The organism is Geobacter pickeringii (assembly GCF_000817955.1).
Taxonomy (GTDB): domain Bacteria; phylum Desulfobacterota; class Desulfuromonadia; order Geobacterales; family Geobacteraceae; genus Geobacter; species Geobacter pickeringii.
Genome location: NZ_CP009788.1, coordinates 1,470,672 through 1,493,190, shown reverse-complemented (window position 1 = coordinate 1,493,190; position 22,519 = coordinate 1,470,672). Strand labels below are relative to the sequence as shown.

The window sequence follows — 22,519 nt, the reverse complement described above, 5'->3', positions numbered from 1 at the left end:
AAAGCCGTCCGGTTCTTTCCGGTACGGCTTTTATCATCACAACCCCAAAATGGACGATGGGAGATGAACGTCAGGCGGCCTTTCCCTCGGCCTTCTTGATCTCTGCAAAGGACTCTTTGTCATTGTTGAGGCACTTGGGGCATTCGAGCGCCCTGAAATCCGCGCTGACGGTGACGGGGGTAAAATCCTTGGCTACTCCCTGAAAATAACAGATACCGCATTCGACGATCTTGTTGGCTTCCATGGTGTCCTCCCTTTCTTACGGTGTGGGCCGCCCCATGGGGCGGCTGTTGATACCTGCGTCATCGTCCAGGGCCATGCATGCATTAAACAAACGTTCGCTTAACGCACAGACAAAAAAAATTACTTCAACACTCCCTTCGAGAAAATATCCATGATGTGTTGGATAAGTTCCTCGTCGCGCTCGGGAGAATGGTCCACCAGTTCCCCCGTAGCCGGTTCGATCAGGAAATAGAAATTGATCATGCCGGCCAGGGCCAGCGCCGTGTCCGTCGGATCGAGCCCCTCCCGGAACTGGTGGTGGGACAGGCCGTCGGCAAAGGTCTCCTGAAGGATCTTCACAACCCCCTGGATGGCTGGCTTGACGATAGTGGCGAAGCAGGGGGTCGGATTAGTGAGCTCGCTCGTGTAGAACCTGAGCAGATAGGGGCTCTTGCGGTACCGGGCAACGGTGGCCCTGACGTACAGCTCGAATTTCTTCAGGGGATCGGACTCCATGGTATTGATCTCCGCGACGCGTTTGAGGACGGCGAACTGCTTATTGAGAACGGCAGCGTAGAGCCCTTCCTTGCCGCCGAAATAGTAAGAAATCATGGAGATATTGACGCTGGCATAGCCGGCGATCTCCCGGACGCTGACACCGTTGAACCCCTTCTCGGCGAAAAGCGGGGTGGCAACGGTAATGAGGGTTTCGCGGCAATCGGCATCACCCTTTGTCACATCACGTTCGGTCATGCGGCATCCTCCACCTTCCTCGCCACTCTGGCGAAGGTGTCGGCATCGTTGTTGAGGCAGTGGGGGCATTCAGGGACATCGGGGTTGGCGCTGGCGGTTGTCGGCACGAACCGGTCGGCGCCTCCCCTATGGAAGCAGATGCCGCATTCGAGCAGATAGGATGCAAATTTTTCCTCAACGGCAAGGTCACTGTCGGCAATTTCGGCTATCCGGCCCAGACCGGCGAACTGTTCCCGGATGACCGCCGCGTACAGCCCCTCCTTGCCGCCGAAATGGTAGGAAATCAGGGAGGGATTGACCCCGGCGGCCCGGCCGATTTCGCGCACGTTGACGCCGCTCAGTCCCTTGACGGCAAAGAGCGGCGTGGCGGCGGCAATCAGTTGTGAACGCTGATCGGACTTCGACATGGCAGCCTTGTTCAAACGTTTGTTTAACTCAATTTTACTCCGCAGTAAAACTTATGCAAGAAGAAATTTTTCGTCGAAGGGAAATTATCAGATCATCGTCCAGAAAGATAAATCAAGGGGTTCGGCCAGCAGATCCGGAGCCTTCGCCTTGAATGCCTCCAGGTACGGCATGGCCAGATGCTCTTCGAGGGCGTGCATGCTGACCCAGTTCTCGTGGAGCATGAAGAGAGCCGGATCGGACGCGGACTGGTGGAGGTCGTAGTTGATGCAGCCGGGCTCCGCCCGGGTCGGTGCGATGAGGGCCGTGATCTCCTGCCGCAGTTGCTCCTCCAGGCCGGCCTTGGCCCGGGCCCGGGCAATCACTGTCACTTTTGCATCTGCCATGGTGCGCCTCCCTGTGGTGTCGTTGTTGCTATATCTCATCCAGAATATTCAGACGCTTCGACCGGTACTCCTCGTCGGTGATGAGCCCCTTCTGTTTCAGGTCGTTCAGCAGGATGAGCCGCTCTTCAAGATTTCTCGGCTTATCAGCCGGCCGTTCAACCCGTTTCGGTATCTCCTGAGCCGGTGCTGATGGCCCGGCGGCCGGCACGGCCGGCGGCGTAGCGGGCTTGAGACTCTCCACGACAGGCGGAGGAGCAACATACCGGTCGAAGACGAGCCAGTCCACCCGCTTCATGGTGAACGGCGCCCCGTCATTCAGCACTTTGATCCGGCCATCAAGGTCGGACTGCTTCAGACGGGAGCCCGGCACAAACGGGTTGAGCCTCCGGTCTTCGGTGTCCATGACGTCACGCTGGACGATGCCGAGGATAAGGTTGAGCTTTCCATCCTGGTAAAACATCCGGCCGGTGGTAACTTTCGTTTCCTTGAGAAACCCCTGGAGCGCAGCGTGATAGCCGTAGACGGCGAAGGTGACGTCCTCATCCGGCCCTGCCTGGTTCAGCCCTTTGACGGCGGCATCTTCAAGAATCCTCAATTCCGTATCGGAAAAGAGGGGGGCTTCGCTCCCCTGCCGCGCCAGCCCCACCGACGCAAGCAGCCCGCGGATTTCAGAGGCGGAAACCGTTGCGGGATGCTCGTTGACAACGACGGTCCCGCTCCCTTCCCGCTCCCGGGGCACCACTTGAACATACTGGTCCCGTACCTTCCAGATGGTCTTCACGGATGGGGTTTCAGCAGTTCCCCCCTTGAGAGATGCACACCCGGCAAGACCAACCGCCACGAAAAGAGCCATGACAAGCAACCGCCCTGCTGCACCGTCCATTGAGATCCGCTTCGCCGTTTCCATGCTGTTCTCCTTCCCGGCACCCATTTCCAAGAGAATAACAGATTTTTTCGATACGTCCGTGACGCAGGAGCAGGGAGAGGGGCGCTCGGCCCCTCTCCTCAACTTTCTACTTTTTCGTCGGCTTCCCTTCGATCTTGTCCAGGATCTCCTGGGCTTCTTTCAGCTTCTGCTCAAGCTTCTGCACATCTTCAGGCGAATACGTCTTTTTCCCCTTCTGCATTTCGGACTGCAGCTTCTTTACCCGCTTCTGAATGGCAGCAGCCTCGCCCAGGCAATTCTTCGCGGAGAGGTTGCAGATGACCTGATCCTGCTTGGTCGGTTCCTGGGCCAGGGCTGGGATGGCACTCGAAACAAGGAAAGCCGTCATAATGATAAGTGCGCTTTTTTTCATGTAAGACTCCTTCTGTCAGTTGATTGTGGTCTAGAAAGGAAGTTTCCCGTATCCCATCAGAGAAAACGCCGGGGTCAGCAGACAGGTGAACGTAAGGACAATGAACATCCCCGCGGCAACCTTGCCGCTGATCTTGCCATAGGTCACACCGGTAACGGTCAAGCAGATAACGACGAAGGTCACGTTCATGAATGCCAGGTAGGGGGCAACGCCGATGATAGTGCTCCCATCAGCCTTATGGCCGCCGCCGGTGGCAAAGAGATATGCGTAAACCGCACAGACGATGCCGACGATCAGGGCACCGTTCCCGACGGTCCGCAGGTCCGTCACCCCCGTCAGAAGGGCATGGCCTGTCTGCATGTACAGGACGCCGAACACGAACAGCAACCCCGCAGTGAAAGGATCGGTAAAAACAGCCGCCTGAAGGGTCGCGCCCACAACAACAAGTACACCAACAACGGCACTGACGAAACCGGTGCTTTTGGCCTCCCCGAATCCCAGGAAGAACATGCCGACCGGTATCCACATGATGCTGATCAGAACGAGTAGTGCTAACGTCATAACCTGTCTCCTTGATGATCTGGCCTCTCCCGTCAGGCGCCGCTGCCATTGCCGGGAGAGGGTTGGGGCTATTCGGCAGTGGTCGGATCGATAACGGTTCTCACTTCCGCTACGCTGTTGGCCGGAAATCCGCCCTGCTTCGCATGCTCAAGAACCATTTCCCTGTTGGGCGCGATGTAGATGCAGTAGATCTTGTCGTCGGTCACATAGCTCTGGATCCACTGGATCTGGGGACCAAGACCAGACAGCACGCTGCATGACTTCCGGGACACGGCGTTCAGATCCTGGGGGGACAGGTTGCCTGCTCCCGGCAGGTCGCGCTCAATGACATACTTTGGCATGGTAAACTCCTTTCGTGGTCAGCTGTTATGGGCGACGGCCCCGTTGTTACCAGTAGAAAAAGGTGCCGAGCGCCACCATGTTGCCATTCTGGTGCGAACCGTTGAACCACTTGTCCTGGGCCCAGGTATACTCCGCCATGATCTGCCAGTTCTTGTTGACGTTGTAGGTTACTGCGCCCACCGCGGCATGCTGCATTTTGATATGGGAGCTCACATCCGCCCGGTCCGCATCGGTTTGTTCCGCCCGTGACTGGCCGTAGTTGACACCGAGCTTCCACTCGGGGGTCAGCTGGTAGGTCGCCTGAGTCAAGAAACCCCAGTTATACCGCTCCTTGCCGACGCCATCGGTGGCATCGGCACCCTGCATGCCGAGCATTCCCAGTGCCCGTCCACCGTAGCCCGAGGTCAGGAGTTCGAGGTTCCCCAGGAAGACCTGAACACCACCGGCACCGCCAACCGAGGTGGCATGGCCGCCGGGACGGACGGCACTGCTGTCGTAGAATCCTGCCGTCTGGTAGAGGCCTTCCAGCCAGGCCTGCATCTTGCCCCCGTTGAAGGTGGTGGCATAGGAAACATCGGCTTCCAGACGGGGGACGTTTCTCTTCTGCGCGGCACCGATATCATTGGTGTCGTTGACGCTGAAGGCAACCTTGACCCCCTTCAGGTCCGGAGTGGTGTAGCGGAACTGGGCACCGAAGTTGGGATAGAGATAGCCGTAGCCGATGTGCCCCATGGTCGGTCCGGAGGTGACCGGCCCCACCACGCCGACGCCGAAGAGAGACATGTCGGTCAGGATGTTCTTCGACTGGTAGAGGTTAATGGCCCGACCGGCCAGAATCTGACCGAACTTGCCGTCGGCAGTGAAGTAGATCTCCCGGAAATCGATATTCGGGGAAAGGTCGGTACGGCTCCCCCCCTTGTTCTGGATCTGGGGATAGAGGCCGAGTCGCACGGTATAATCAACTTCCTTGATGGTGGGCGACTTGATGTTGAGCCCGATCCCCACCGGCAGAAGCCCGGTTCTCACCCTGAACTGCTGGGAAGACTGGTCTGTGGGGAGATCGCCGTTGAGCTGCCCCCCCGTGACCCCTGCGGGCTTCTTGTCGATCGACTCGTAGGTGGCAAATACGTTGATGAAGCCGTCAGTGGTGAATTGCCAACCATTTTCACCGCCAACCACGAAGCCTGCATGCGCAGTCCCCGCCGTCAGTCCACCCACCAGCATTGCCGCAATCATTCCGGTTTTTCGCATGAACTTACCTCCTCTTGGGTTAGTGGGCCCCGGACACAGCCGGCCCGTCAGCATCATGTAAAACATTGTTATCAATAAAGTTTGTGCAGACAAAAAGGGGGCAGGAGAATGAAGGAGGTCCCTCCTGCCCCAACGGAGTAACAACCTGGCTGCTTTCGGCCGGCAAGTACTTTCCTTGCTTTCCGTCTGCATCGGCTGTATTGACAACTGCCCTGTGCAACGGTGGTGCCACAAATAAAACATGGGTTTTTTAGAACCATCCTGGTAGTAATCGGAGACAACGAGACGGCTTCAGGTTGATAACATCTCAATATAACTGGATTTCAACAATATACCCCCCCAATTCTGGCCACGCTGGTTCGGTGGGGAGTATTCCCACAGCGGGGAATTTTTTCTCACCACACCCAGAACAAAGAGAAAAGCAGAATGAATCGAATCACCATAATTCGAAAAAATCAGATTAATCGTTTTCAAAAATATAAAACCTCGTTTGACATTAAGGCATAACTATTGCTAATCTGTTTACTACACAATCGCAGTCATATCAGCCGCAGACAGCCCGCAGCAAACCAAGAGCCGGACGGAGCAGCAATGGATCAGAGCAAAACCACGCTTCACCACTGCAAGTTCGAGGTTCCCGAGATCATCTTCGGAAGGGGGCTGCTGAACCAGATCGGGTCCTGCGCGCGACGCCTGGGGGGACACAAGGTCTTTCTGGTAAGCGATCAGGGGCTCTTCTCCGCCGGGTGGGTGGACCGGGCACTCAAAAGCATCATGGAGGCGGGTCTTGAGGTTATATACTTCGATCACATCACGCCGAACCCCAAGGATGTTGAGGTGGAAGAAGGCGCACTGGAGTATATCCGCCAGGGGTGCGATGTAATCGTCGGGCTCGGGGGCGGAAGCGCCATGGACGCCGCCAAGGGGATCGCCATCCTCGTTTCCAATGGTGGCCGCATCAGGGACTATGTGGGATCGGACCGGATCATCCGCCCCCTTCCCCCGCTGGTCCTCTGCCCCACCACCTGCGGGACCGGCTCCGATGTCTCCCAGTTCGCCATCATCAACGACACCGAGCGGCGCTGCAAGCTGACCATCATGAGCCGCTGCGTCGCTCCCGACATCAGCCTCACCGACCCCGACACCCTGGAAACCCTTCCCGACGAATACGTCTGCACCACGGCCACCGACGCGTTGAGCCACGCCATGGAGGCGTTCTTCTCGGTGGCCTCCACCTCACTGACCGACGTGCATGCCATCAAGGCCCTGCGATTGGTCTCCGCCAGCCTGGTAAATGCCGTCAGAGAACGGACACCGGGCGACCTGGAAAACCTGGCCCGGGCCAGCCTCCACGCCGGCATGGCCTTCTCCAATTCTCTTCTGGGGATAGTCCACGCTCTGGCGCATCCCATCGGCGGGCTCTACGACGCCAACCATGGCAGCATCAACGCCGTGCTCCTGCCGGAGGTGATCAAGTATGACATTCCCGTCGTGACCGAGAAGCTTCCCGAGCTGGCCTGGGGGCTGGGGCATCGGACCGAGGTGGGCGGCAGCGAGGCGTCCGAGGTGGTTCAGGAAGTATTGGATACGATGCTGGACGCCGCCGGAGCACCCCGCAGCCTGAAGAGCCTCGGGGTCAAACGGCAGGATCTCCCCGACCTTGCCCGTCGCGCCCTCGACGACGTCTGCATAGTCACCTCGCCACGCCAGGCCGACGAGCGGGATCTCCTCTCCATACTCGAGAAGGCCTACTGACATGGCAGAGGTGAAGCGCACCAGGATCGACGAATCGAACCTCGAACGGCTCTTGGGGCTGGACAGCTCCAAGATCGGCTTCTATGCCGAGGTGAAGCAGAAGATTCAGGAGCTGGAAACCGCCAACCTGGGGCTCAAGAGCAAGAGCAGCGAGCTCCAGGCGGTCTTTGACGCCATCAGCGACGGCGTCGTCGTGTACGACCATCACGGCAATGTCCAGCACCGCAATCATATCTGCCCGCGCCTCTTTCCCGCCCAGACCCTGGTCGGCAGGTCGTGCCGGGCGCTGTTCCATCCCGACACCGACCATTCGCCCGGCCAGTGCCCGGTGGAACAGGCCCTTGCCGGCGAAAGCACGCAGATATCGTTCACCACCACGCACGTGGGAAAGGAGACACGGTACTTCGATGTCACGGCGACCCCCATTGACGACCACAACGGCAGAACCCGTGCCCTCGTTTTTCTCAGGGACGTCACGGAGAAACGCCTCAGCGAGCTCCAACTCATGCAGGCCGAGAAGATGTCGAGCATCGGTATGCTGGCGGCGGGGGTGGCCCACGAGATCAACAATCCCCTGAATTCAGTGGCGGGCTATGCCGAGGCCCTGCTGCGCCGCCTCCGGGATACCCCGGAGCTGACGGAAGACCCGCGGCTTGCCGACTTCAGGAAGTATCTGGAGGTCATCATCCGCGAGTCATACCGCTGTAAGGGGATCATCGACAGCCTTCTCTCCTTCAGCAGAAAATCCGACGGCTCCGTGGGCGACGTGGACGTGAACCTGCTGCTCCGCGAGGTTCTCCAGTTGGTCATACATAAGTCCCGGTTCGACAGGATCGAGATCCAGGAATCCCTCGATGAGGGGCTTCCCCTCATCAAGGGAGATGCCGCGGGGCTTCGGCAGGTGTTCCTGAATCTGGCCATGAATGCGCTCCAGTCCATAGAAGGGGCCGGTCAGGTGGAGATCATCACCCATTGCAACGGCGAATCGGTATCAGCCACCATCAGCGATACCGGCTGCGGCATTCCACCTGCCATGCTGGACCAGATCTGGGATCCGTTCTTCACTACCAAGGATGTGGGAAAGGGGCTCGGCCTCGGTCTCGCGGTCAGCTACAACATCATCAAGAAGCATGGCGGTGAAATCCGCGTTGAGAGCACTGAGGGAAAAGGATCGAAATTTACGGTGAGGCTTCCGATATGTCAGCGATAGGAACACGCAAAGAGACGAAAATTCTCATTGTCGAGGACGAGCACCCCCTCAGGGAGCTCCTTGAAACGGAGCTGCAGCGGAGCGGCTACAAGGTCGATTCGGCTGCCAACGGCGAAGAGGGGTTCGAAAAATACCGGCAGGAAATCTTCAACGTGGTGCTGCTCGATGTCCGGATGCCCGGCATGGACGGGGTCGAGACCCTCAAGCTGATGCGGAGCGAGTCCACGGTCCCCGAGGTGATCGTCTTCACCGGCCACGGCACCATCGAGACGGCGGTGGAATGCATCCGCAACGGCGCCTACGACTACCTCACCAAACCGGTGAAGCTCGACGAACTGGAAATGGTGATCGACAAGGCCTACGAAAAGAACCGACTCCGGATCGAGAACATCAGCCTGAAGATGGAGATCAGCAAGCTGGACGAGCACCGGATCGTCGGCAAGAGTCAGGCGATCGTGAAGGTGCTCGAAACCGTGAAGCGCTGGGGCCCCACCGACGAGAACGTCCTCATCTGGGGCGAGAGCGGCACCGGGAAGGAACTGATCGCCCGGGCCGTCCACGATGCTAGCCGCCGGGTCAGCAAGCCGTTCATAACCGTCAACTGCGGCCGCCTCAACGCCAACACGGCGGAGAGCGAGCTTTTCGGCCACATGCAGGGGGCCTTCACCGGCGCCACCAAGGGGCGGGCCGGCCTCTTCGAGCTGGCAGACACCGGCACCCTCTTCATGGACGAGGTCTCGGAGATGCCCCTGGACGTGCAGGTGAAGCTCCTCCGCATCCTGGAAACCGGCACCTTCCGCCGGCTCGGGGGGAATCACGACATCAGCGTCAACGTCCGCTACGTCTTCGCCTCCAACAAGAAGCTGGACGAGTGCGCGGCCCGGGGTGAGTTCCGGGAGGACCTCTACCACCGGATCAACCTCCTCCCGGTCAATCTCCCGCCGCTGCGGGAGCGGACCGACGACATCGTCCCCCTCGCCTACTACTTTCTCAAATCGGTCAACGAAGGGGGCTGCGCGAACTGGGAGATATCCGAGGAAGCCATGGCTGCCCTCTGCGCCTACTCCTGGCCCGGCAACGTGAGGGAGCTGAGGAATACCATCCGTCGCGCCAGCATCCTGGCCACCGAACCGGTCATCTCCTCCGACCTTCTGCCGTTTTCGCCCCCCCGGATAGCCCCGCCCCCCATCCCGAAGGGCGCAGCCGACGCGCCGCAGCTCCCCCTTTGGGTCGTGGAGCGGGATCACATCCAGCGGGTCCTCGAAAAGTTCGACGGCAATAAGAGCAAGGCGGCAAAAATCCTGGAAATCGACCGCAAGACTCTCTACACAAAACTGGAACGCTACGGCCTCCCCACCTGACCTTTTCCCTCATCGCAGCTGTAGAAATTCACCACACCCGGCCACCCGACACATGCAGCCATGCCATCGGGTGGCCGGGAAAGTGCCTGTCAGAAGCCTTGTTGCAGGGTTGTCGCAAGCCATTCGACACATGTGTGTGGTGAATCTCTACAGTGGCGCAAAACTCCACACATACCTGGCCGCAATCACATCTCCGCAAACTGCCCCACCCAAAATCAGTTATTCGAAAAAAATATCAGTCCTCACCCTCCCCCACCCCGTCACGAATCGCGACCCGCTGATCACAGGCGGGGCGAAATTCCCCACTGTGGATATTATCCATACCGGTTTCAGGGCCTACAGACAGCATAAATTCTAGAATTATGTTTCATATTTCCCCTCACTGCAAAACCTAAAAAAAGTCAGTCCTTTCCCAAAAACAGCATAAATACAGAAAAATAAACCATTGTTTGTATTGGCACTGCCCTTGCTCATAGGAGTAACACATGCAACGAAACGCTCATGGTTGCACTGTTCGCTTGCAAGAGTAACGAATACCGCAAATCACTATAACGATGTTCCAAGGAGGTGGCCAGCACAACGAGACGGCGAATTCCCAGTCGATTCATGGATCAGAGATTAAGCGGAAGTTCTCTTGACGAGAACCACATCACCCAAAGGAGGAAGTACCATGCCACATTTCAGAGATGTAAAGCGGACCCTCAGCCTCGAACCACGCGAATACCCGATCAAGATGCAGCACGCCTACCCCTCCGTGAACATCGGCATTGGCGCCCACACCATGGTCGGCAACGACGCCAAGGCCCTGGGCATGACCAATGCACTTATCGTCACAACGGGGCTCAAGGGGACCGGCATCATCGAGGCGATCCAGGGGGTCCTGAAGCACGCAGGCGTTGCCTCCGAAGTCTTTGACAAGGCGACCCCGAACCCGAAGGACTACGAGGTCATGGAAGGTGCCAAGGTTCTCGCCTCCGGCAAGTTCGACGGCATGATCACCATCGGCGGCGGCTCCACCACCGACTGCGGCAAGGCCATCAAGCTGGTCTACAGCCACGACGGTCAGGATGTCCGCAGCTTTGAAGGGGCCTTCAAGTGCACCAAGAAGAACAAGATTCCGCACCTTGCCATCAACACCACCTCCGGCACCGGCTCCGAGGTCTCCTGCTTCTCCATCATCAACCACACCGAGAAGATGTACAAGATGGCCCTCTTTGATCCCAACTGCACCCCGAGCAAGTCGGTCAACGACCCGCTCCTCCATCAGTGCATGTCGTCGAATCTGGCGGCTTACACCGGCATGGACGCCCTGACCCACGCCGTCGAGGCCATCGCCTCCCGGCTCTGCGTGCAGTCCGCCTACGGTCCCGGTCTCTGGGCCATCACCGAGATTTTCGACAACCTGCGCCAGTCGGCATCCAACCGGAACAACATCAAGGCCATCGAGCAGATGGTCTGGGCCGAAATGGCCGCAGCCTACAGCTTCAACAGCGCCGGACTCGGCATTGTTCACTCCATGGCCCACGCCATGGGCGGTCTCTACGACTCCCCCCACGGCCTCTGCAACGCCATCGCCCTGGTGGACGTCTGCCGGCTTAACCTCCCGGCCTGCCCCGAGCGCTTCGCCATGATGGCCCGGGCCGCCGGCATCGACACCCGCAGCATCTCCGACATGAAGGCTGGCGAGCTGTTCATCGACATGATCCAGGAACTGAAGGACGACCTAGGCATCACCACCAAGTTCGGCGACCTGGGACTCCAGGAGAAGGACCTCGACGGCCTCTCCAAGTTCGCCGCCGCCGACATCTGCTCCGAAGGAAACCCGATTGACATCGGCTTCGACAATATGCGCGCCGTGTTCAAGGGTTGCATGTAACACTTAAAGCAAAACAGTAAGTTCAGGCTGGACAGAAAAGCCGCTGGGCCCGGAGAGGCTTTCTCTCCGGGTGCCAGCGGCGCTTTCACATCTTAGAAACACGCACTCCCCCCTTTGCGAAAGGGGGGCTAGGGGGGGATTTAGCTTTTCACACTCCAGGCAAATCCCCCTAAATCCCCCTTTCTCAAAGGGGGACTTGAAATACGCGAGGTTTTCCATGATCACCGAACTTGAGGTTAAAGACCTTCTCCGTCGCGGCGGCTACATTGCCGATGAAACCATCTCCACCGCCGTTTTCCTCGCCCTCCGGATGGAGAAGCCGATCCTCATCGAGGGGCCCCCCGGCGTCGGCAAGACCGGCCTCGCCAAGACCCTCTCCGAGGTCATGGACTTTCCCCTGGTGCGGCTCCAGTGCTACGAGGGGATCGACGAGGGAAAGGCGCTCTACGACTGGGAGTACGGCAAACAGCTCCTCTACACCCAACTCCTGCGGACCCAGCTCGACAGCTACCTCTCGGAATCGGCCGACCTGCGGGCCGCGGTGGAGCGGCTCTCGGCGGAGGAGAGCCTCTTCTTCTCCCGGAATTTTCTCGTGCAGCGCCCGATCCTCCGGAGCTTCCTCTCCGAGAAGCGCTCGCTCCTCCTCATCGACGAAATCGACCGCTCCGGCGACGAGTTCGAGGCGCTTCTCCTGGAATGCCTGAGCGATTTCCAAGTCTCGGTCCCCGAGCTCGGCGTCATTCCGGCACGGAACAGGCCCCTGGCCATCCTGACCAGCAACGGCACCCGGATGATCTCCGACGCCCTGCGGCGGCGCTGCCTCTTCCTCTACATCGGCTACCCCGAATTCGACCGCGAGGTGGCCATCGTCCGCGCCCGCTTCCCGGAACTGTGCGAGGGGCTCGCGAGGCAGATGGTCGAATTCCTCCGGAAGGCGCGGGAACTCAACCTCCGCAAGCCTCCCAGCGTCTCGGAGACCCTGGACTGGGCACAGGTCCTCTCCATCCTCCACACGAAGCAGCTGACGCCGGAGGTGGTTGCCAACACCGTGGGGGTGATCGCCAAGCACCAGGCGGACCTCCAGCAGGTGAACGAGCTGGCCGCCCAGGTGATGGGATAACCATGGAACGGATCATCACCAGATTCGTCACGGCCCTGCGGGAGCGGGGTATCAGGGTCTCCCCCGGAGAGAGCCTCGACGCCGTCCAGGCCCTGACCTTCGGCGGCCTGTCGGGACGGGATTCGGTGAAGGCGCTCCTGCGCCTGACCCTGGTGAAGAACATGAACGACATTCCCGCCTTCGAGGAGGTCTTCGACCGGTTTTTCAGCACCGGCCAGCACGGCGCCGTCGGCCTCGACGCCACGGAGCTCCTGACCGCCATGATCCACATCGTCGAGGGGGAGCGGCTGAAGGACGAGGAGTACCGGACCCGGGAAAAGGACGACCCGCTCCTCATTATTGACGAGGAAGTGACCGCCGAAGATCTGGAAAATCTCCTCGCCATGGCGGAGAGCGACGACGATGCCGCCGGGGCGGAGATCATGGTGCAGATCGATGGCCATCGGGGGAAGATGGACAAACCCTCCCCCTCGGACTACGCCATGAAGAGCCCGCCCACCGTCGCCTTCAGTCAAGGGGTCATCAAACCCAAAGTGGTCCCCTTCACCCCCGAGGAGCTGGCGGACATGCAGGAGGTGGTCTCCCGGATGCTCGTGCGGATCCGCAAGGACGTGCAGCGGATGAAGGAGATGGAGAGCCGGGGGAAGCTCCACGTGATCCGCACAATCCAGAAAAACTACCGCCACGGCATGGTCCCATTCCTCCTGGCGCTCAGGCGCAAGCGTAAGGAAAAGCCGCGGCTCGTGGTGCTGTGCGACGTGAGCTACTCCGTCAGCCACGCCACCCGCTTCATGCTGCTCCTCCTCCACACCCTGCAGAACCGGCTCATGCACGTCCGCAGCTTCATCTTCAACCGGGAGCTGGCCGAGATAACCCCCATGCTCCGCAATATGCCGGTCAACTGCCTCCTGGAGACCATCGACCGGGGGGAAATCGTCAACCTGGACGACAACAGCGACTTCGGCAACGTCTTCGTCGAGTTCAAGAAGAAGCACCTGGAGAACCTTCGGGGGAAGCCGGCCTTCATCATCATGGGGGACGCCCGCAACAACTACAACGACGCCAACGAGTGGGCGCTGGAAGAGATGCGGGAAAGGGCGGGCTACATGCTCTGGCTCACTCCGGAGGAGCGCGAAACCTGGCACCGGGGCGACTGCCTCATGGAGCTCTACGGCACCTACTGCGACCGCGTCGAGGTGGCCCGGGACGTGGACGAGCTGAGCCGTCTGGTGGAAGATCTCTTCCATACCCTCTACGACCACAACGACACCCGGGCCTGGAAGGGGCGCCGGCCGGAGAAGAAAAGCGAAGAGCCCCACGACTACCGTTCCTACTACACCCGGAAAGGGGGCGCGGCGCCTGCCTTCGACCCCACGGTCCGGAGGCAGTGGTAGAGTGCCCCCAGGGACGCCATGACACCGAGAGAGCTCCATGAAATCGAGGCCCACCAGGCCGAACTGGAGAAGACGATCGAAGAGCTTCGCCGATCCCGGCAGGAGCTGGAGGAATCGCGCAACAAGTACGCCCTGCTCTACGATTTCGCCCCGGTCGGCTACTTCACCTTCGACCGGGACGGGGCGATCCAGTCGGTGAACCTCTTCGGGGGCACCCTCCTCGGCATGGAACGGTCCCTTCTCATCAACCGCCGGTTCGAGGAATTCGTCGCCGACAGGGACCGGTTCCTCTTCAGCAAGTACCTGGAAAAGGTCTTCACCGGCAAGGGGAAGGAGACCTGCCGGCTCCTCCTCGCTACCGGCAGGGACGAGCCCCAGTATGTCCGCATCGAGGCCATGGGGACCGAGTCGGGGGCCGAGTGCCTCGCCGTGGTCATGGACATCACCGAGCGGCGGCGTGCGGAGCAGGCCCTTTCGGAGAGCGAATACAACCTGTCCAAGGCCCAGTCCATGACCCACGTGGGCTCCTGGAGCTTCAACCCCGACACCGCCGAGGTGAAGGGGTCGGCAGAGCTGCTGCGCATCATGCGCCTCCGCACCGAGGAGACGACCCAGGAGTCCTTCGCCGGCGTCGTCCATCCGGAGGACCTGGAAAGCGTCATGGAGCATCTGCGGCTCGGCATCGAGCACGGCAGGAACTACGAGATCGAACACCGCCTCCTGTTCCGCGACGGCACCCTCAGGTGGGTCTACACCATCGTCGAGCCCTTGGTCGACAGCGCCGGGAAGGTCCTCATGCTCTACGGCACCACCCAGGACATCACCGAGCGCAAGCAGGTCGAAGTCGACCTGAGAAACAAGACCAACGAGCTGCAGGCCATCTTCGACTCCATCACCGACGGCATCACGGTCTACGACCATGACGGCCGGATCCAGCACCACAACCCCATGGGCCCCCGGCTCTTCCCCCGCGAAATCCAGTCGGGGAAATCGTGCAGCGAGCTCTTTCACCCCGAAACCGCTACCCTTACCCATGAATGCCCCGTCGAGAGGGCCATTCGGGGCGAGCGGGCCGAAACCTCCCACGTCTCGGTGCGGGAGGGGAACAAGACCCAGTACGTGGACATCACCGCCACCACCATCAAGGACGCCCTGGGCGAGAAAAACCGGGCACTGGTCTTTTTCCGTGACGTCTCCAAGAAGCGGCTCCAGGAGATGCACCTGATCCAGTCCGAGAAGATGTCCAGCATCGGCGTGCTGGCCACCGGCATCGCCCACGAGATCAACAATCCCCTCACCTCCGTGGCGGGCTATGCCGAGGCGCTCCTGCGGCGCTTCCGCGACGAGCCCGCCCTGGAACGGGACTCCCGCCTCGACGTCTTTCCCCGCTACCTGGAGGTCATCGTCCGGGAATCCTACCGCTGCAAGGGGATCATCAACCACCTCCTCAGCTTCGGCAGGAAATCGGACGGGATCGCCGTTATGGCGGACATGAACGCCATCCTCCTGGAGATTCTCGAACTGCTGCGCCATCAACCGGACTACCGTCGGATCGACGTGGTCACCACCCTGAAGGAAGACCTTCCCCGGGTCCTTGGCGACCCGTCCGGTCTGCGCCAGGTCTGCATGAATCTCCTCGTGAACGCCCACCAGGCAATCGCGGGCGCGGGAAGGGTGGCAGTGACGACGGAGATTGCAGGCGACACGGCGATCTCCATCACGATCCGGGACACCGGCCCCGGCATCGCCCCGGACATGCTCGACCGGATCTGGGACCCCTTCTTCACCACCAAGGAAGTCGGCAAGGGGGTCGGCCTCGGCCTCGCCCTCACCTTCGACATCATCAAGCGGCACGGCGGCGAAATCCACGCAGAGAGCCGCCTCGGCGAAGGATCACTCTTCACGGTGATTCTGCCTGCCTGCGACCGATGACCGAGCTTTCCTGCTCGAAATCCCCAAGTATGGTACTATCCCGTGCAATGACCTTTTTTCTGACCATGTTGGCAATGATTGCATTCGCGGGCAATTCGCTCCTCTGCCGGTTGGCGTTGAAACAGACTGCCATCGACCCCGCCAGTTTCACCTCCCTTCGCATCCTCTCCGGCGCCTTAGCCCTGCGCCTGATCATGGGCCTCCGCGCCGGCTCCCCCTCGTCGGGCAACTGGCCCTCCGCCCTGGCCCTCTTCGCGTACGCGGCCGGCTTCTCCTATGCCTACGTCAGCCTTCCGACGGCCACGGGGGCGCTGCTCCTCTTCGGCGCGGTGCAGGCAACGATGATCGGCTACGGGGTGTGCAGGGGCGAGCGCCTGGGAATGCTCCAATCCGCGGGGCTTCTCTGCGCGTTTGGCGGACTTGCCATTCTCCTCCTTCCCGGCCTCTCGGCTCCGCCCCTTGCCGGTTCGGCACTGATGGTGGTCGCCGGTGTCGCCTGGGGAGTCTATTCCCTGCGGGGAAAAGGCGCCGAAGACCCGGCCGGTGTTACCGCCGGCAATTTCCTGCGCGCCGTGCCGATGGCGGCGGCATTGAGCGCCATCGGCATTCCCTGGGCCTCCATGGACAGTTCCGGCTTCTGGTACGCCGTCGTTTCCGGGGCACTGGCTTCGGGGTGCGGCTATGTGCTCTGGTACATGGCTCTGGGGGGGCTCAAGGCGACGAGCGCCGCCATCGTTCAGCTCAGTGTGCCGGTCATCGCGGCGGTCGGGGGGATTGTCCTGCTCGGCGAGGCCATCACCGTCCGCCTGATGATCGCGTCCACGGCGATTCTCGGCGGGATTGCGCTGGTGATAGTCGAACGGCAAGGGGGAAAAGGTGGCGGGACGGATCAGTAATGGCGGTTCATCGGATGCTTTGGTTGTCTGTCAATCGGCTTTGAAAAATGACCCACCATCGGCGTCCAAGGGCCCAAATTTATCTTGCATAATCACGTTATGATATGTACTGTTTTACTGTACAAGTAAGGAGGTGTCACCGCATGTTGCAAACAACCTATACCAACGCCAGAGCACATTTTGCGGGCCTTTGCGACGAGGTCACGGAAAATAGAGAGATCGTCGTCATTCGTCGTCGCAAGGGTGGCAATATAGCCATGATTGCCGCTGACGAATTGCAGAGCCTAGTGGAAAGCGCTCACCTCATGCGTTCTCCCAAAAATGCGGAAAGACTGCTTTCTGCCTTGGAACGGGCATTAAAGGGAGGCGGAGAAGCATCATCGTTGGAGTCGCTCCGCTCCGAGGTAGGTCTTGAAGACCAAGAACTTGTCCGTAAATAATGTTTCAGAAGATCGCGCCCGGATTTATGCCGGATTTGGCTTGGCCGATTGAGTAAAACCGCAGGCGTAGCAGGGCTACGTCGAAGATTTTGCGATTGAGGGCCGGCCAAAGATGGTGTGAAGACGGGATGCGAGACGGGAACAATTATTTACGGACAAGTTCTAAGCTGCAGGAGTCGATTTTCCAGCCTGAGTTCCGCGAGGATTTGCGGCATTGGGTCGAAACCGATCGAAAGGTCGCGTTACGTGCCTTCGATCTGATTGAAGCAATCATGCGTGACCCATTCTCTGGGATTGGAAAACCGGAGCCTCTCAAATACTTGTCTAGCGGCGCATGGTCAAGGCGCCTCACTCAAGAACATCGGATAGTTTATCTCGTACGTGATGATCGCATCGATTTTCTCCAGGCACGATATCATTACTGAAGGCTTCATTTTTTCTAATTCTCGCCAATCGGGTAGGAGGCAGGGGCTTCCCCGCCGTCCTCCCACACCACCGTGCGTACGGTTCTGTACACGGCGGTTCCTGTCAGAATGCTCCGTTATTGACTTCCATCCTTGGTGTCCTATAAGCACCTGACCCCTTTCTCACGGATTCTCCTTTTCCTTTTCTTTGTTCAACGGCTCAAGGCACACCGGCGGAGCACAGCGAAGACCATGTGCCGCCGCGGGTTGAACTATCACAGAACTTTACGCCCAAGTCTGTCCCATCTCACACTTGAGTTTTTGCGGTCACATGACCAATAAATTTGCCGGTCTCATATGTGGCTTTATTCTATCTAACTATGTTGTTAGTGATGCATTTTTATATTTCATTTAGAATAGTCTGACGTTTCTTCTGATATTCTTCTTCATCTATTAAGCCTTTCAAGCGAAGGTCTTGTAGTTTGACAAGGCGGTCCTCAGCCGATATTCCATTAGGTGATTGTTCATGTAGATTCACAATGTTAACTTCAGGTGGTTTCGTTGCCCTTCTTCCAGTTTTTACTACCGCAATAATGACACCAATGACAAAACCACCAGGTGCGCCCCAAAAACCAAAAATATTGTAACCTAGATAGCCAAGTCCGAGACCAAGTATCATTGCTAATACGGTATAAGCTTGGTCATTTGACTTATCTCGTTGGCAGTATGGACAAACAGCTCCAGCAAATGGGATATCTTTTCCGCATCCAGAACAATACATACGTCCTCCGTTTTTTGGGTTCAACTCGTTATTAGGAGGTTTTCCTGTATAAGAAACTTGCTTCCCATATAGCAGGCCGTTGAAAATCGACATTCTTTTAGTTCGCTGAACTTTGCAGTTCGTTTTTTGAATCCGTTTCGTTGCTCAGAACCTTTGCTTTACGTTCTTTTTGCTCTTTATCAACCTCATATACTGCTGATGTAGCCTGATCCGAGGGAGTTTTCCCCTCTCAGGTGACACCGAGCCCCAGGTTTTTCATCCGAACCAGGTTGTAGGCCGCAGCGTGCAGGTCAAGTTGCATGGCGATCTTCTCGATTCCCCGGTACATCGTCTTGCGTAATCTGCCCACGGTCTTCATCCAGCCAAAGCCTTCTTCGATTCGTTTTCTGATCTTCTGGCTGATGGTGTAGTTCGGATGATTGGTTGTTCTGCCGTCGATGGCTGATCTCCTGTTGGTGGTGTTCTGAGCCACGTGCGGCGTAATCTTGAGCCGGCGCAGCTCTCGGACAAAGGGCTCAGTGTCGTAGCCTTTGTCCCCGCCAAGAGTGATGCGCCGAGTCGTCCTTGGCAATTGCTGCACCATGGTCTTAGCTGCGTCGCGTTCCCCGGAACCGGTTGCCGTTGTCACCTTGGTCCTGATGATGAGGCCACTGCGATTCTCCATCAGGGTATGTCCCTGGTAGCAGAGCTTGGCTTCCTTGTTCTTCCCCTTGCGGTAGAGCCTGGCATCAGGGTCAGTGGTGGAACCATGGGTTTCGTTGGTAAGTTTCTGCCCTTTGAAATCCACGGTATCGTTCCTGCCGCCACCACCTGCTGAAGGAGGTCCATCCTTGGGCTTGAAGCTCTTGATGGAGGCCCAGGCTTCGATGAGAGTACCGTCAACGGTGAAGTGCTCACGAGACAAGAGACGCTTACGTTCTGCCTGGGCCAGAACGCGGGAAAGAAACTCGGCGGCGACCTCGGAGCCAATCAATCGTTCGCTGTTCTTGGTAAAGCTGGAATGGTCCCAGACTTTCTCGTCCAGGCCCATGCCGAGAAACCAGCGGAACAGGAAGTTGTAATGGATCTGCTCCACCAGCTGCCGGTTGCTGCGGATGGAGTAGAGGATCATCAGCAGTTGGGCCTTGAGCAGCTTCTCCGGCGGGATTGAGGAGCGGCCGGTTGTGGCGTACATGCTATCAAAGAGCTTGTCCATCCCTGCCAGCGCTTCGTCGGCCATCTTACGGATGGCCCGCAACGGGTGGTCCTTCGGGACAAAGGATTCAGGTGTTACGTAGGTAAAGAGTGCTTCTGTATTGCTGTCAAAACCGCGCATAACTTTCCTCAATAATTGTAGAGCGTTATGCGCGATAAAGTACCACAGATAGGCCGTTTTCTCTATTTCAATTTCAACAGCCTGATAGGACACTTGTTTCTTACATAGAAAACCACAACAGCATCCTATGTAAGAAATTTACATTCTCTTGCTACCATTCTTGAACTCCCTTGGAATTCTCGCCTCAACCCCAGTTCCACCGGTATCAGGATGAAACGGGTTTTCATCGGCTGTTCGTGAATTGGTAAGGATTGGATAATCCGAAACTATACGCAAACTTTAATGGCCTGCAAATTAAAATTTCCAATAAAAAAACGGTTTACACCCCGCTGTGAGCCGCTCGGGACGGTAAAGAAAGTGAATAACCCGTTGGATTTTAACTGCAGAAGGAGAATCCGGGGCGGGAAGGCGCCGATCTGGCCTTTCCAAAAGAGCGTGATGATCGCCGTGGGGAAGAGGGTCGCAGAAGGTCTGGAGTTTGGCGATGGTGGGGGACAATCATTTCATGCCGGTTTCATACACGGTCCTGCCCCAGCACACCTCTGGCGGCGAAGTACCTCCGCACAACATCGGTATGCATGGGAAACCCCAGCTCCATGGGGCGGTCGATGAGGAGGACCTCCTGGGTCTCCGGCGAGGAGAACGGGCGGATGATCTCGCGGGGCACCGGTGGGGCCAGGCCGAAAATCACAAGGGTATCGTCGAATCCGTTCTGCACATCGTAAAGGGTGAACGTCCCCCCGTTGCCGGCGTCGATGCCGGTCTCCTCGAAAAGCTCCCGCCGGGCCGCCTCCTGCCAGGTCTCGCCGCAGTCGATGTAGCCGCCGGGGAGGGTGAGGGCCCCTTTCCGGGGCTCGATGTTCCTCTGGATGACCACCAGCCCCTCCCCCGCCGGCTGCAGGACCACGGCCACCGGCAGCGGGTTCAGGTAACTGCTGTTGCCGCACGCCGGGCAGCGCCGCGGCCAGGGGGCGCCATCGGCGAACCGGGTGCCGCAGTATGAGCAGTGGGAGTTCTTTTCATGCATGGGGTGTATCCTCCTGGTGCCGCTCCGATGCCGGCCATGATTAACAGATAGCGCAGTTTCCGCTCCCTTGGCAACCACGTATTCGTAATTACATAACACTGGTTTGTAAACATGTGGTGAAAATCCTCGTTGAGGAAATTCGCTACAGTTCCACCACCGTCCCGCCTCGACCCCACCCTCCCAAGTTGTCCTATTTCTCCACACATTCGCATTGTCTGTTTGCGGAACAGAGCCGAAATCCTTCTATTTTTCAATACAAATCGCTGTTTTATTATTTGGCATTCTGGTTGCTATAAGGAATACAAACGGACGCATCACCCATCGGTGCGATACCGACAACCATCGAAAGGAGAAAACAATGGAAAAGGAACTTCAAGCAGTCGAGACGTGCCACGAGGAGCCCCGCATCCTGGAGGAAATCCAGGTTGAAGAGCTCGCCATCGACGGCATCTGCGGGGTGTACTGAGATGGCGGCGGCAGGCGTTCAGTTTCATCCGGCCTGCCGTGCGCGGCAGGAAGGGTTCGGCCTCCTGTTTTACGATTCACGGGGGCCGCGCCTCCTCTTTGCCGAAACCGGCAATCTTCTTCCCGCCGATTTCTTCGGGACCGTTCGGGACAGGGACGAGCTTCCCGACGGGCTGTCCGATCAGCAGAAAACGGCTTTACAGAAGTTTGTGACGAAACTTCTAGAAAAGGGGTTCCTCCGTGAGCAACCGCTACGTTGAAATGGGGATGCGCTCCCCGGTAAACCTGACCTGGGAAGTATCGCTGGCCTGCAACCTGCGCTGCACCCACTGTCTCTCCTCCTCGGGAGAGCCCGCCAGGGGCGAGCTCACCACGACAGAGGCCCTTGGCCTGGTGGAGCAGCTCCACGAGGCCCGGGTCTTCCAGGTGAATTTCGGCGGCGGCGAGCCGTTCATGCGCCCCGATTTTGAAGAGATCCTGGATGCCTGCCACGACAAGGGGATCATGACCTGCATCTCCACCAACGGGACCCTGCTGGACGCCGGGCGGGTGGCCCGACTGACCAAGAGCCGCCTGGTGGCGATCCAGGTGAGCATGGACGGCGCAACGCCCGAGACCTGCGACGCCATCCGGGGCACGGGGGTCTTCCACCGAGCCATCGAGGCGATCAGGCTTCTGGCGGCCACCTCCATCCCCACCAGCATCAATACGGTCCTCACCGCCCAGAACGCCGGCGAGATCCCGGCCATGCACGACCTGGCCCGCTCCCTCGGCGTGTCGCTCCGGGTGAGCCGCTTCCGCCCCTCCGGGCGCGGCGCGGACAACTGGGAAGATCTCAGGCCGACTCCGGCCCAGCTCCTGGAGTTCTCCGACTGGCTCGCCCGAAGCGGCGACGTGCGGACCGGCGACAGCTTCTTCTCGCTCACCTCCCAGGAGCGCCAGGGACTGGGGCTGAACCTCTGCGGCGCGGCCAAGCTCACCTGCTGCGTCGGCCCCACCGGCAACATGTATCCCTGCGCCTTCCTCCAGACCGACCGGTTCAAGGCGGGGTCCCTGCGGGAACAGAGCTTCCAGGAGGTCTGGGACAGCTCGGAAATCTACGAATCGTTCCGCAGCCTGAGGATCCACTCCTGCGAGGAGTGCCAGCGGTTTGACCAGTGCCACGGCGGCTGCCCGGCCGTTGCCTGGCACCTGAAAAACGACATCAACGGCGGCGACCCTGAGTGCCTGGAGCGCTGCGTAACGAGCATCGCCGACGCGAACAAGGCAGCGGCTGCCGCATAGAGTTCAACCTCCCCCTTTATGAAAGGGGGATTGAGGGGGAT

General features: G+C 58.9%; 25 protein-coding genes. 13 read left to right on the top strand and 12 right to left on the bottom strand.

Annotation, left to right across the window (positions count from 1 at the left end):
• Positions 1 to 70 precede the first annotated feature (70 nt).
• The 9 genes from GPICK_RS17495 to GPICK_RS06700 form a co-directional block, all read right to left on the bottom strand.
• Positions 71 to 244, bottom strand: a complete 174-nt coding sequence (locus GPICK_RS17495; protein WP_158414160.1) for a hypothetical protein — start codon at positions 242 to 244, stop codon at positions 71 to 73.
• 119 nt (positions 245 to 363) lie between these two features.
• Positions 364 to 975: a TetR/AcrR family transcriptional regulator gene (locus GPICK_RS06735; RefSeq protein WP_144400056.1), complete on the bottom strand. Its 612-nt coding sequence runs from the start codon at positions 973 to 975 to the stop codon at positions 364 to 366.
• Positions 972 to 1,382 (bottom strand): TetR/AcrR family transcriptional regulator, encoded by a 411-nt coding sequence (locus GPICK_RS16620; RefSeq protein WP_084201484.1) that lies wholly within the window; start codon positions 1,380 to 1,382, stop codon positions 972 to 974. Before GPICK_RS16620 ends, GPICK_RS06735 begins: the two co-directional genes overlap by 4 nt.
• Before the next feature lie 87 nt (positions 1,383 to 1,469).
• Positions 1,470 to 1,766: a putative quinol monooxygenase gene (locus GPICK_RS06725; protein ID WP_039741572.1), complete on the bottom strand. Its 297-nt coding sequence runs from the start codon at positions 1,764 to 1,766 to the stop codon at positions 1,470 to 1,472.
• Between the two features lie 28 nt (positions 1,767 to 1,794).
• Complete coding sequence (locus GPICK_RS06720) at positions 1,795 to 2,673, bottom strand: hypothetical protein (protein WP_039741569.1); 879 nt, start codon at positions 2,671 to 2,673, stop codon at positions 1,795 to 1,797.
• Positions 2,674 to 2,779: 106 nt separating this feature from the next.
• A complete protein-coding gene (locus GPICK_RS06715; RefSeq protein WP_039741567.1) occupies positions 2,780 to 3,064 on the bottom strand; it encodes a hypothetical protein in 285 nt (94 codons plus the stop codon).
• A gap of 30 nt (positions 3,065 to 3,094) precedes the next feature.
• Positions 3,095 to 3,625: a hypothetical protein gene (locus GPICK_RS06710; RefSeq protein ID WP_039741562.1), complete on the bottom strand. Its 531-nt coding sequence runs from the start codon at positions 3,623 to 3,625 to the stop codon at positions 3,095 to 3,097.
• Between the two features lie 68 nt (positions 3,626 to 3,693).
• A complete protein-coding gene (locus GPICK_RS06705; protein WP_039741560.1) occupies positions 3,694 to 3,966 on the bottom strand; it encodes a DUF4242 domain-containing protein in 273 nt (90 codons plus the stop codon).
• A 46-nt stretch (positions 3,967 to 4,012) separates the two neighbouring features.
• Positions 4,013 to 5,218, bottom strand: a complete 1,206-nt coding sequence (locus GPICK_RS06700) for a porin family protein (RefSeq protein ID WP_039741558.1) — start codon at positions 5,216 to 5,218, stop codon at positions 4,013 to 4,015.
• A 591-nt stretch (positions 5,219 to 5,809) separates the two neighbouring features.
• Between GPICK_RS06700 and GPICK_RS06695 the strand changes: the two genes are divergently transcribed.
• From GPICK_RS06695 to GPICK_RS16920, 10 genes are all read left to right on the top strand, one after another.
• Positions 5,810 to 6,973 carry an iron-containing alcohol dehydrogenase gene (locus tag GPICK_RS06695; protein WP_039741555.1) on the top strand — a complete coding sequence of 388 codons (1,164 nt, stop codon included), beginning with the start codon at positions 5,810 to 5,812 and terminating at the stop codon, positions 6,971 to 6,973.
• A 1-nt stretch (position 6,974) separates the two neighbouring features.
• Positions 6,975 to 8,183 carry a two-component system sensor histidine kinase NtrB gene (locus GPICK_RS06690; RefSeq protein WP_039741553.1) on the top strand — a complete coding sequence of 403 codons (1,209 nt, stop codon included), beginning with the start codon at positions 6,975 to 6,977 and terminating at the stop codon, positions 8,181 to 8,183.
• A complete protein-coding gene (locus GPICK_RS06685; RefSeq protein WP_039741549.1) occupies positions 8,171 to 9,544 on the top strand; it encodes a sigma-54-dependent transcriptional regulator in 1,374 nt (457 codons plus the stop codon). The genes GPICK_RS06690 and GPICK_RS06685 overlap by 13 nt, the downstream gene beginning before the upstream one ends.
• Before the next feature lie 670 nt (positions 9,545 to 10,214).
• A complete protein-coding gene (locus GPICK_RS06680) occupies positions 10,215 to 11,420 on the top strand; it encodes an iron-containing alcohol dehydrogenase family protein (protein ID WP_039741546.1) in 1,206 nt (401 codons plus the stop codon).
• Between the two features lie 217 nt (positions 11,421 to 11,637).
• Positions 11,638 to 12,540 carry an AAA family ATPase gene (locus tag GPICK_RS06675; RefSeq protein ID WP_039741543.1) on the top strand — a complete coding sequence of 301 codons (903 nt, stop codon included), beginning with the start codon at positions 11,638 to 11,640 and terminating at the stop codon, positions 12,538 to 12,540.
• Between the two features lie 2 nt (positions 12,541 to 12,542).
• Positions 12,543 to 13,934 carry a VWA domain-containing protein gene (locus tag GPICK_RS06670; RefSeq protein ID WP_039741539.1) on the top strand — a complete coding sequence of 464 codons (1,392 nt, stop codon included), beginning with the start codon at positions 12,543 to 12,545 and terminating at the stop codon, positions 13,932 to 13,934.
• 18 nt (positions 13,935 to 13,952) lie between these two features.
• Positions 13,953 to 15,866: a PAS domain-containing sensor histidine kinase gene (locus GPICK_RS06665; RefSeq protein WP_039741535.1), complete on the top strand. Its 1,914-nt coding sequence runs from the start codon at positions 13,953 to 13,955 to the stop codon at positions 15,864 to 15,866.
• 74 nt (positions 15,867 to 15,940) lie between these two features.
• Complete coding sequence (locus tag GPICK_RS06660; protein WP_236685666.1) at positions 15,941 to 16,762, top strand: DMT family transporter; 822 nt, start codon at positions 15,941 to 15,943, stop codon at positions 16,760 to 16,762.
• 143 nt (positions 16,763 to 16,905) lie between these two features.
• Positions 16,906 to 17,202 (top strand): type II toxin-antitoxin system Phd/YefM family antitoxin, encoded by a 297-nt coding sequence (locus GPICK_RS06655; protein ID WP_039741531.1) that lies wholly within the window; start codon positions 16,906 to 16,908, stop codon positions 17,200 to 17,202.
• A 128-nt stretch (positions 17,203 to 17,330) separates the two neighbouring features.
• Positions 17,331 to 17,627 carry a Txe/YoeB family addiction module toxin gene (locus GPICK_RS16920; protein WP_084201364.1) on the top strand — a complete coding sequence of 99 codons (297 nt, stop codon included), beginning with the start codon at positions 17,331 to 17,333 and terminating at the stop codon, positions 17,625 to 17,627.
• A 379-nt stretch (positions 17,628 to 18,006) separates the two neighbouring features.
• On the opposite strand, the gene GPICK_RS17295 is transcribed toward GPICK_RS16920, so the two are convergent.
• The 3 genes from GPICK_RS17295 to GPICK_RS06645 form a co-directional block, all read right to left on the bottom strand.
• On the bottom strand, positions 18,007 to 18,480 hold the full coding sequence (locus GPICK_RS17295) for an SHOCT domain-containing protein (protein ID WP_144400054.1): 474 nt from the start codon (positions 18,478 to 18,480) through the stop codon (positions 18,007 to 18,009).
• 136 nt (positions 18,481 to 18,616) lie between these two features.
• Positions 18,617 to 19,702, bottom strand: a complete 1,086-nt coding sequence (locus tag GPICK_RS06650; RefSeq protein ID WP_039739717.1) for an IS5 family transposase — start codon at positions 19,700 to 19,702, stop codon at positions 18,617 to 18,619.
• A 514-nt stretch (positions 19,703 to 20,216) separates the two neighbouring features.
• Positions 20,217 to 20,729, bottom strand: coding sequence for an NUDIX domain-containing protein (locus tag GPICK_RS06645; protein WP_039741529.1), 513 nt, complete (start codon positions 20,727 to 20,729; stop codon positions 20,217 to 20,219).
• 358 nt (positions 20,730 to 21,087) lie between these two features.
• On the opposite strand from GPICK_RS06645, the gene mftA reads away from it, so the two are divergent.
• The 3 genes from mftA to mftC are packed head-to-tail and all read left to right on the top strand — an operon-like array spanning position 21,088 to position 22,478.
• On the top strand, positions 21,088 to 21,195 hold the full coding sequence (mftA, locus tag GPICK_RS16915) for a variant-type mycofactocin precursor (protein ID WP_084201363.1): 108 nt from the start codon (positions 21,088 to 21,090) through the stop codon (positions 21,193 to 21,195).
• A 1-nt stretch (position 21,196) separates the two neighbouring features.
• Entirely contained in the window at positions 21,197 to 21,454 is a 258-nt protein-coding gene (mftB, locus tag GPICK_RS06640; protein ID WP_039741528.1) for a mycofactocin biosynthesis chaperone MftB, read from the top strand.
• Positions 21,435 to 22,478 (top strand): mycofactocin radical SAM maturase, encoded by a 1,044-nt coding sequence (gene mftC / locus GPICK_RS06635; RefSeq protein ID WP_039741526.1) that lies wholly within the window; start codon positions 21,435 to 21,437, stop codon positions 22,476 to 22,478. Before mftB ends, mftC begins: the two co-directional genes overlap by 20 nt.
• The last annotated feature ends 41 nt before the right edge of the window (positions 22,479 to 22,519 follow it).

What these genes read in the sequence shown, in the direction of transcription:
- GPICK_RS16620 (WP_084201484.1), bottom strand. Translation starts at nt 1,382, where the DNA reads ATGTCGAAGTCCGATCAGCGTTCACAACTGATTGCCGCCGCCACGCCG.
- GPICK_RS17295 (WP_144400054.1), bottom strand. Translation starts at nt 18,480, where the DNA reads ATGTCGATTTTCAACGGCCTGCTATATGGGAAGCAAGTTTCTTATACA.
- GPICK_RS06715 (WP_039741567.1), bottom strand. Translation starts at nt 3,064, where the DNA reads ATGAAAAAAAGCGCACTTATCATTATGACGGCTTTCCTTGTTTCGAGT.
- GPICK_RS06655 (WP_039741531.1), top strand. Translation starts at nt 16,906, where the DNA reads ATGTTGCAAACAACCTATACCAACGCCAGAGCACATTTTGCGGGCCTT.
- GPICK_RS06670 (WP_039741539.1), top strand. Translation starts at nt 12,543, where the DNA reads ATGGAACGGATCATCACCAGATTCGTCACGGCCCTGCGGGAGCGGGGT.
- GPICK_RS06685 (WP_039741549.1), top strand. Translation starts at nt 8,171, where the DNA reads ATGTCAGCGATAGGAACACGCAAAGAGACGAAAATTCTCATTGTCGAG.
- GPICK_RS06650 (WP_039739717.1), bottom strand. Translation starts at nt 19,702, where the DNA reads ATGCGCGGTTTTGACAGCAATACAGAAGCACTCTTTACCTACGTAACA.
- GPICK_RS06725 (WP_039741572.1), bottom strand. Translation starts at nt 1,766, where the DNA reads ATGGCAGATGCAAAAGTGACAGTGATTGCCCGGGCCCGGGCCAAGGCC.
- mftA (WP_084201363.1), top strand. Translation starts at nt 21,088, where the DNA reads ATGGAAAAGGAACTTCAAGCAGTCGAGACGTGCCACGAGGAGCCCCGC.
- GPICK_RS06675 (WP_039741543.1), top strand. Translation starts at nt 11,638, where the DNA reads ATGATCACCGAACTTGAGGTTAAAGACCTTCTCCGTCGCGGCGGCTAC.
- GPICK_RS06680 (WP_039741546.1), top strand. Translation starts at nt 10,215, where the DNA reads ATGCCACATTTCAGAGATGTAAAGCGGACCCTCAGCCTCGAACCACGC.
- GPICK_RS06705 (WP_039741560.1), bottom strand. Translation starts at nt 3,966, where the DNA reads ATGCCAAAGTATGTCATTGAGCGCGACCTGCCGGGAGCAGGCAACCTG.
- GPICK_RS06690 (WP_039741553.1), top strand. Translation starts at nt 6,975, where the DNA reads ATGGCAGAGGTGAAGCGCACCAGGATCGACGAATCGAACCTCGAACGG.
- GPICK_RS06665 (WP_039741535.1), top strand. Translation starts at nt 13,953, where the DNA reads ATGACACCGAGAGAGCTCCATGAAATCGAGGCCCACCAGGCCGAACTG.
- GPICK_RS06720 (WP_039741569.1), bottom strand. Translation starts at nt 2,673, where the DNA reads ATGGAAACGGCGAAGCGGATCTCAATGGACGGTGCAGCAGGGCGGTTG.
- mftB (WP_039741528.1), top strand. Translation starts at nt 21,197, where the DNA reads ATGGCGGCGGCAGGCGTTCAGTTTCATCCGGCCTGCCGTGCGCGGCAG.
- GPICK_RS16920 (WP_084201364.1), top strand. Translation starts at nt 17,331, where the DNA reads ATGCGAGACGGGAACAATTATTTACGGACAAGTTCTAAGCTGCAGGAG.
- GPICK_RS06660 (WP_236685666.1), top strand. Translation starts at nt 15,941, where the DNA reads ATGATTGCATTCGCGGGCAATTCGCTCCTCTGCCGGTTGGCGTTGAAA.
- GPICK_RS17495 (WP_158414160.1), bottom strand. Translation starts at nt 244, where the DNA reads ATGGAAGCCAACAAGATCGTCGAATGCGGTATCTGTTATTTTCAGGGA.
- GPICK_RS06735 (WP_144400056.1), bottom strand. Translation starts at nt 975, where the DNA reads ATGACCGAACGTGATGTGACAAAGGGTGATGCCGATTGCCGCGAAACC.
- GPICK_RS06700 (WP_039741558.1), bottom strand. Translation starts at nt 5,218, where the DNA reads ATGCGAAAAACCGGAATGATTGCGGCAATGCTGGTGGGTGGACTGACG.
- GPICK_RS06695 (WP_039741555.1), top strand. Translation starts at nt 5,810, where the DNA reads ATGGATCAGAGCAAAACCACGCTTCACCACTGCAAGTTCGAGGTTCCC.
- GPICK_RS06645 (WP_039741529.1), bottom strand. Translation starts at nt 20,729, where the DNA reads ATGCATGAAAAGAACTCCCACTGCTCATACTGCGGCACCCGGTTCGCC.
- GPICK_RS06710 (WP_039741562.1), bottom strand. Translation starts at nt 3,625, where the DNA reads ATGACGTTAGCACTACTCGTTCTGATCAGCATCATGTGGATACCGGTC.